Source organism: Nonomuraea sp. NPDC003201, from assembly GCF_053590415.1.
On the sequence record NZ_JBSFTC010000146.1, the window covers coordinates 20,205 to 27,128 of the forward strand.

A 6,924-nucleotide genomic window follows, 5' to 3' on the forward strand; every position below is an offset into this window, starting at 1 on the left:
AGTCCGTGAACACCACCACCCGGCGCGCCGCGGGAGGCGTGCTGGCCCTCGCTATCCTGGCGGCCGGCTGCGGCCGCAGCGCAGACAGAACTCCTGAGCAGGCACAGAACGTCACGACCGGCAAGATCACGGGGGAGGTCACGGTCTGGGCGATGGGCGAGGAGGGCAAGGCGCTCGGCTCGTTCGCCAAGGACTTCGAGGCCGCCAACCCGGGCGTGAAGGTTAACGTCACGGCCATCGGCTGGGACGTGGCGCACGACAAGATCACCGCGGCCATCGCGGGCAGCGCCACGCCGGACGTGAGCATGGTCGGCTCCACCTGGTCGGGCGAGCTGGCCAAGACCGGCGCGCTGGAGCCGACCCCCGGCAACCTGGTCGACAAGTCCGTGTTCTTCCCCGGCGCCTGGCAGACGGTCGACGTCAACGGCACGGCGTACGGGGTGCCGTGGTACGTCGAGACCCGCGTCCTCTACTACCGCACGGACCAGGCGAAGAAGGCCGGCGTCGAGCCGCCGAAGACGTGGGAGGAGTTCACCGCGTTCGCCAAGGCGCTGAAGGACAAGGGCGGGGCCAAGAACGGCTTCAACCAGAGCTACACGCAGGGCGCCTCCTGGCAGGAGGTGCTGCCGTTCATCTGGCAGGCGGGCGGCGAGATCGTCAAGGACGGCAAGTACACGTTCGACACCCCCGAGGCGCTCACGGCGCTCAAGCAGTACGCGTCGCTGTTCACCCAGAAGCTCGCCCCCAACAACACCCCGGAGGGCGCCTTCCCCCAGAGCTTCATCAAGGGCGAGGTCGGCGGCTTCTTCTCCGGCCCGTGGATGGTCGGCGTGCTGAACAACGACGGCGGCCCCGGCTTCAAGGACCAGTTCGACGTCGCCCCCTACCCCAAGGGCCCGGTCTCGGCGACGAGCTTCCTCGGCGGATCCGACATGGTGGTCTTCAAGAAGGCCAAGAACCGCGACGCGGCCTGGAAGTTCATCCAGTGGCTGAGCGAGCCGAAGGTCCAGGCCAAGTGGTACACGACGGTGAAGTCGCTGCCCGCGGTCGCGGCGGCCTGGCAGGAGCCGGAGCTGACCGCCGACAAGCAGCTCGCGGTCTTCGGCGAGCAGCTCAAGGACGCCAAGACGCCGCCGCCGTTCCCGACGTGGGAGCAGGTGGCCAGGGTGCTGGAGACCGAGCTGGAGAAGCTGGCCCGGGGCGCGCAGACGCCCGAGCAGACCCTCAAGGCGATCCAGTCGCAGGCCGACACGATCGGCACCGGCCTGTGAACGTGGCGCCGACGCGGGAGGGCCCATGAGCGTGGCGGTCCCCGCCCGCCGGGTGGCGCCGATCAGGCTCAGGGGCACGTTACGCCAGGCCGGCATCGGCTGGATCTTCATCCTGCCGTTCGTGGTGCTGTTCGCGGTCTTCTACCTGGGCCCGCTGCTGGTCGGCATCGGCATGAGCTTCACCGACATGCGCAGCACCGACGTGAGCGACCCGCTCGCCGTCAACGTGGTCGGGGTCGACAACTACCTGCGGCTCATGAACGACGGCGCCATGCGCAAGGCGGCGCTCAACACCGTGGTCTTCGTGGTCACCGCGCTGCCGCTGACCATCGGGCTCGGGCTGGCCGCGGCCGTGCTGCTCAACTCGGGGATCGCCCGGCTCCCGGCCGCGTTCTTCCGGCTCGGCTACTACCTGCCGAACATCACCAGCATCATCGGCATCGCCGTGGCCTGGAAGTTCCTGCTGGAGCCGGAGGCCGGGCTGGTCAACCGGCTGCTGGAGCTGGTGGGCGTCCAGGGCCCCAACTGGCTGCAGAGCACGTCCACCGCCCTGCCGTCGATCATCGTGATGACGGCCTGGCGCAGCTTCGGCTTCAACATGGTCGTGCTGCTGGCCGCGCTGCAGAGCATCCCGAGGGAGCTGTACGAGGCCGCCGAGGTGGACGGCGCCGGGCGCTGGGCCCGCTTCCGCGCGGTCACCGTTCCCTCGCTGCGGCCGGTGCTGCTGTTCTGCACCGTCTACAGCTCGGTCGGCTTCATGCAGTTCCTGGAGGAGCCGCTGGTCATGACCAGGGGAGGCCCGCTCGACTCCACGCTGTCGGCCTCGCTGGCCATCTTCAACCAGTTCGGGGTCGGCAACTACGGCTACGCGGGGGCCGCCTCGTCCGTGCTGTTCGTGGTGATCGTGGCGCTGGCCGTACTGCAGCTCAGGCTCGGGAGGCGCAGATGAGCCGGACCCGCCGCCAGCGCGCGGTCGTCTACCTGGGGCTGAGCCTGGGGCTGGCGCTGGTCGCCGGGCCGTTCCTGTGGACGGCGCTCAGCGCGGTCAAGCCGGAGCGGGAGATCAGGCGCGACCCGCCGACTTTCTGGCCCGAGACCTTCACGCTGGACAACTTCGCCGAGCTGTTCCAGCGGGTGAACATCGGCAACGCCTTCGCCAACAGCATGCTCATCGCGCTCGTGCTGGTCGCCACCAACCTGCTGTTCTGCTCCATGGTCGGGTACGCCTTCGCCAAGCTGTCCTTCCGCGGCAAGAACCTCGCCTTCGGCCTGGTGCTGGTGCAGCTCGCGATCCCGGCGATCGTGCTCATGGTGCCGCAGTTCGTGCTGATCGCGAAGCTCGGCATGGTCAACACGTTCATCGGGATCATCCTGCCGACCGTGGTGACGCCGCTCGGCGTGTTCATGATGCGGCAGTTCATCGCCGACCTGCCGGACGAGCTGATCCACGCGGCCAGGGTGGACGGTGCGGGGGAGTTCCGGATCTTCTTCACGATCATCCTGCCGCTGTGCGGGCCGCCGCTGGCCACGCTGGGGCTGATCACGTTCCTCGGCTCGTGGAACAACTTCCTGTGGCCGGCCGTGGTCGCGCAGAGCGAGAACATGTACACCCTCCCGGTCGCGCTCAACATCCTGAACGGGCACGAGGCCACCCACTACAACCTGCTGGTCGCCGGGTCGGTCGTGGTGATCGCGCCGATCCTGTTCCTGTTCGTCTTCCTGCAGCGCTTCTTCATCCAGGGCATCGCCACCACCGGCCTCAAGTAGAGGAGCCCCCCCATGCGCAAGACAGTCCTGTCCGGCGTGCTCGTGCTGGCCCTGACGGTGCCGGCCACCCCCGCCCTCGCCGACGCCTCCGCGAACGCCACCCTGCTCCGCTACGCCAAGGACACCTGGCGGTCGATGGCCGCCATGGTGGAGCCGGCCACCGGCCTGCCCTCCGACAAGGTGACCGGCGACCTCGCGACCAGGGCGAAGGTCACCTCACCCACCAACATCGGCACGTACCTGTGGAGCACCCTCGCCGCCCGCGACCTGCGCCTGATCAGCGGCGGGGACGCCGCCGCCAGGATCGGCCGGGTGATCAAGGCGCTGGAGGCACTTGAGCGGAACACGCCCACCGGCCAGTTCTACAACTGGTACGATCCCGGCACCCTCCAGTTGATCCACACCTGGCCGGAGACCGGCGATCCGGTGCGCCTGTTCGCCTCCAGCGTGGACAACGGCTGGCTGGCCGCGGCCCTCATGATGGTCCGCAACGCGACCCCGCAATACTCCGCCCGCGCCAACCGTCTGCTGACCTCCATGAACTTCGCCTCCTACTACGACCCCGCCGCCCGCCCCGACGCGGGCACCGGCCTGATCCGCGGGGGCTTCTGGCCCGAGCCGCCCGACGGCTGCTACGTCGCGAGCGACTACGCCGGCACCGGCACGACCGTCTACTCGACCTGCCACCACTACGGCGCGCCCGCCGAGACCCGCATCGGCCAGTACGTGGGCATCGCGCTGGGCCAGCTCCCGCGCGAGAGCTACTTCGGCCCGTACCGCACCTTCCCCGACAACGGCTGCGACTTCGGCTGGCAGGACCAGAAGCCGGTCGGCTCGTGGAAGAAGTACCTGGGCGTGAACGTCTGGGAGGGCACGTACGCCTACCGCGGCATGCGCTACGTCCCCAACTGGGGCGGCTCCATGTTCGAGGCCCTCATGCCGGACCTCGTGGTCCCCGAGGCCAAGTGGGCGCCCAAGAGCTGGGGCCGCAACCACCCGGTGTTCGTGCGCGCCCAGATCGAGCACGGCATGAACGAGGCCAAGTACGGCTACTGGGGCTTCTCGCCGTCCAACGACCCGCACGGCGGCTACCGCGAGTACGGCGTGGACCCGCTCGGCATGGACGAGCCCGGCTACACCACCGACCGCGAGCGCACCAGCACCGACCCCGGCTACGAGGGCTGCCGCCCGGCCAAGCCGGAGCCCACGGCCTACGGCGACGGCGTCGTGACGCCGCATGCCAGCTTCCTGGCGCTGCCGTACGCGAAGGACGCGGCCATCGACAACCTGGACAAGCTCCGCCGGAACTTCGACGCCTACGGCCCCGGCGGCTTCTACGACGCCGTCGCGGTCCGCTCGGGGGCCGTGTCCAAGTGGTACCTGGCACTCGACCAGGGCATGGTGATGGCCGCCCTGGGCAACGTGCTCACCGGCGGCGATCTGCACCGCTACTTCGCGGGCTCGGGCGTGGAGGCCAAGCTGCGCCCGGTAATGGAAATCGAGGAATGGAACGTCACTTCATGAACATGGCTGCCCACCGCGACTGGCAGGAGCGCATCGGCCAGGAGTCCGGTGCGATCACCCCGGCCTCCCGGCCCGAGCTGCCGGCCCCGACGGGCCTGTCGGCGGTCCCGGGAGCGGGCCAGGTGACGCTGACCTGGGACGCCGTGCCCGGGGCCATCGGCTACGTGGTGCACCGGGACGGGTCGCCGGCCACGCCGCCGGACGTGGACGTGCCCGCCGTCCCGTCCTGCCGGTACGTGGACACCGGCCACGGAGCGGCGTCCTACCAGGTGGCCGCCGTCGTCGCCGTGGACCACGCCGGCCCGCTGTCCGAGCCCGTCCAGGCCGCCCCGCTCGAAGGGCCGGCCGGGCTGTCGGTCCACGTGGACGCGGCGCGGGTGACCCGCGAGCTGCCGCGCCCGTGGGCGTACATGGTGGGGTCGGAGCACCTGTCGCACCTGCTGAGCACCGACGAGAGCGGCGGCCGGCCCATCGGCGAGGAGCTGGCCGAGGCGCTGCGCGTCATGCGCGACGAGCTCGGCGTCCAGACGGTCAGGGCGCACGCCATCCTCTGCGACGACCTGGGCGTCTACCGCGAGGTCGACGGTCAGGCGGTCTACGACTTCAGCCGCGTGGACGAGGTCTACGACAAGGTCGTGGCGCTGGGCCTGCGGCCGATCGTGGAGCTCAGCTACATGCCGCGCGACCTGGCCGCCGACCCCTCCAGGACCGTCTTCGGCTACGACGCCGTCGTCTCGCCGCCGAAGGACTTCGAGGCGTGGAGCGACCTGGTCAGGGCGCTCGTGGAGCACCTGGCCGAGCGGTACGGGATCCACGAGCTGATCGACCACTGGGCCTTCGAGGTCTGGAACGAGCCGAACCTGGCCGTCTTCTGGACCGGCACGCCCGAGGAGTACTTCCTGCTCTACGACGTCACCGCCGCGGCCGTGAAGAACGTCCACCCGGACCTGCGCGTCGGCGGGCCCGCCTCGGCGGCCGACGGCTGGGTGGAGGAGCTGCTCGCGCACGTCGAGGAGTCGGGCGCGGCGCTCGACTTCGTCTCCAGCCACACCTACGGCAACGCGCCGCTCGACTGGCGTCCCGTCCTGGCCAGGTACGGCGTGGACGTCCCCGTCTGGTGGACCGAATGGGGGCCCACACCCACCCACTTCCACGGCATCGGCGACGGGCCGTTCGGGGCGGCGTTCCTGCTGCACGGCATGAAGTCGGCCGCCGGCCGGATCGCCGCGCTGTCGCACTGGGTGGCCTCCGACCACTTCGAGGAGCTGGGCCGGCCGCCGCGGCTGTTCCACGGCGGGTTCGGCCTGCTGACGGTCGGCAACCTGCGCAAGCCCCGCTTCCACGCGCTCACCCTGGCCTCCCGGCTGGGCGACGCGGAGCTGGCCGCCACGCTCGACGGCGACGTGGCCGGCGTCGAGGCGTGGGCGGCCCGGCACGCGGACGGCAGGATCGGCGTGCTGGTCTGGAACGGCACTCTCAACCACGCCCAGGCCGACGGCGCCCCCGAGCTCACCCGTACGGTGTCCCTGACCGTCGACGGGCTCGCCGACGGGGAGTACACGGTCACCCACCACCGCATCGACCGCGACCACTCCAACGTGCAGGCGACCTGGCAGGCGATGGGCGGCGGCGACTGGCCGGCGGACGAGCAGTGGGACAAGCTCCACGCCGCCAACACCCTGGACGAGCTGGCCCCGCCGGCCACGGCCGCAGGGAGCACGGTCACCCTCGAGTTCGATCTGCCCATGCCGGGCGTGTCCTTCATCGAGCTGACACCGTAAAGAGCGATACCGTACGGGGCGATGTGGAGGTCTAAGGCACGGTTCTGTACGGGCGCGCACGCCGGTGAGAGCCTGTGCCCATGACCGAACCGGCTCGGGCGCTGGCCGCCCGCATCGAGCGGTTCGAGCAGGCCGCGGATCCCGGCCTGATCTGGGATCCCGCGGCGCTGGTCGAGGCCGAGCAGGCGATGCGGGCGTGCGCGGGCGACCGGACCGACGCCGTCACCTGGCGCCTGATCGGCATGCTCCACCTGGCCCGCTACCGGCTGGACCAGCGGTTCACGCAGGACGCGGCGGTGGCGGGCACGTACTTCGCCGCCGTGGCTGTGGTCGATCCGGCGCGGCTCCCGGAGCGGCTGCGCGGCTCGAACGTGCCCCCCGGCGACTCGGCCGACACGTGGGCGGGGCTCGTCGAAGAGGTGTTCCAGCACGTGGACCCGGCGGCGTACCCGCACCTGGGGCTGCTGATCCACGCGCTCGTGCGGCGCGCCATGGCGCAGCCGACGACGGAGGTGGCCGACCGGCTCGGCGAGCTGCTGTTGCGGCAGTCGACGGGCTCGCCCGACCCCGCGTGGGCGCCC

At 70.7% G+C, this 6,924-nt stretch carries 6 protein-coding genes; all 6 read left to right on the forward strand.

All coding sequences use genetic code 11. The annotated features are described in order from the left end of the window. Positions 1–5 precede the first annotated feature (5 nt). Positions 6–1,271 (forward strand): sugar ABC transporter substrate-binding protein, encoded by a 1,266-nt coding sequence (locus tag ACWDX9_RS36805; protein WP_449962410.1) that lies wholly within the window; start codon positions 6–8, stop codon positions 1,269–1,271. A 25-nt stretch (positions 1,272–1,296) separates the two neighbouring features. Beyond that, the gene (locus ACWDX9_RS36810) at positions 1,297–2,220 is read left to right on the forward strand and encodes a carbohydrate ABC transporter permease (protein ID WP_364260372.1); all 924 of its coding nucleotides are present in this window, start codon (positions 1,297–1,299) and stop codon (positions 2,218–2,220) included. Continuing rightward, positions 2,217–3,038 (forward strand): carbohydrate ABC transporter permease, encoded by an 822-nt coding sequence (locus ACWDX9_RS36815; RefSeq protein ID WP_364260374.1) that lies wholly within the window; start codon positions 2,217–2,219, stop codon positions 3,036–3,038. Before ACWDX9_RS36810 ends, ACWDX9_RS36815 begins: the two co-directional genes overlap by 4 nt. Positions 3,039–3,050: 12 nt before the next feature. Further along, positions 3,051–4,562 carry a glucoamylase family protein gene (locus ACWDX9_RS36820; protein WP_449962415.1) on the forward strand — a complete coding sequence of 504 codons (1,512 nt, stop codon included), beginning with the start codon at positions 3,051–3,053 and terminating at the stop codon, positions 4,560–4,562. Then, complete coding sequence (locus tag ACWDX9_RS36825; RefSeq protein ID WP_449962417.1) at positions 4,559–6,343, forward strand: GH39 family glycosyl hydrolase; 1,785 nt, start codon at positions 4,559–4,561, stop codon at positions 6,341–6,343. Before ACWDX9_RS36820 ends, ACWDX9_RS36825 begins: the two co-directional genes overlap by 4 nt. A gap of 80 nt (positions 6,344–6,423) precedes the next feature. Further along, positions 6,424–6,924, forward strand: a 501-nt coding sequence (locus tag ACWDX9_RS36830; protein WP_449962419.1) for a hypothetical protein, incomplete at its 3' end; no start/stop codon positions are given.

What these genes read in the sequence shown, in the direction of transcription:
- ACWDX9_RS36810 (WP_364260372.1), top strand. Translation starts at nt 1,297, where the DNA reads ATGAGCGTGGCGGTCCCCGCCCGCCGGGTGGCGCCGATCAGGCTCAGG.
- ACWDX9_RS36825 (WP_449962417.1), top strand. Translation starts at nt 4,559, where the DNA reads ATGAACATGGCTGCCCACCGCGACTGGCAGGAGCGCATCGGCCAGGAG.
- ACWDX9_RS36820 (WP_449962415.1), top strand. Translation starts at nt 3,051, where the DNA reads ATGCGCAAGACAGTCCTGTCCGGCGTGCTCGTGCTGGCCCTGACGGTG.
- ACWDX9_RS36815 (WP_364260374.1), top strand. Translation starts at nt 2,217, where the DNA reads ATGAGCCGGACCCGCCGCCAGCGCGCGGTCGTCTACCTGGGGCTGAGC.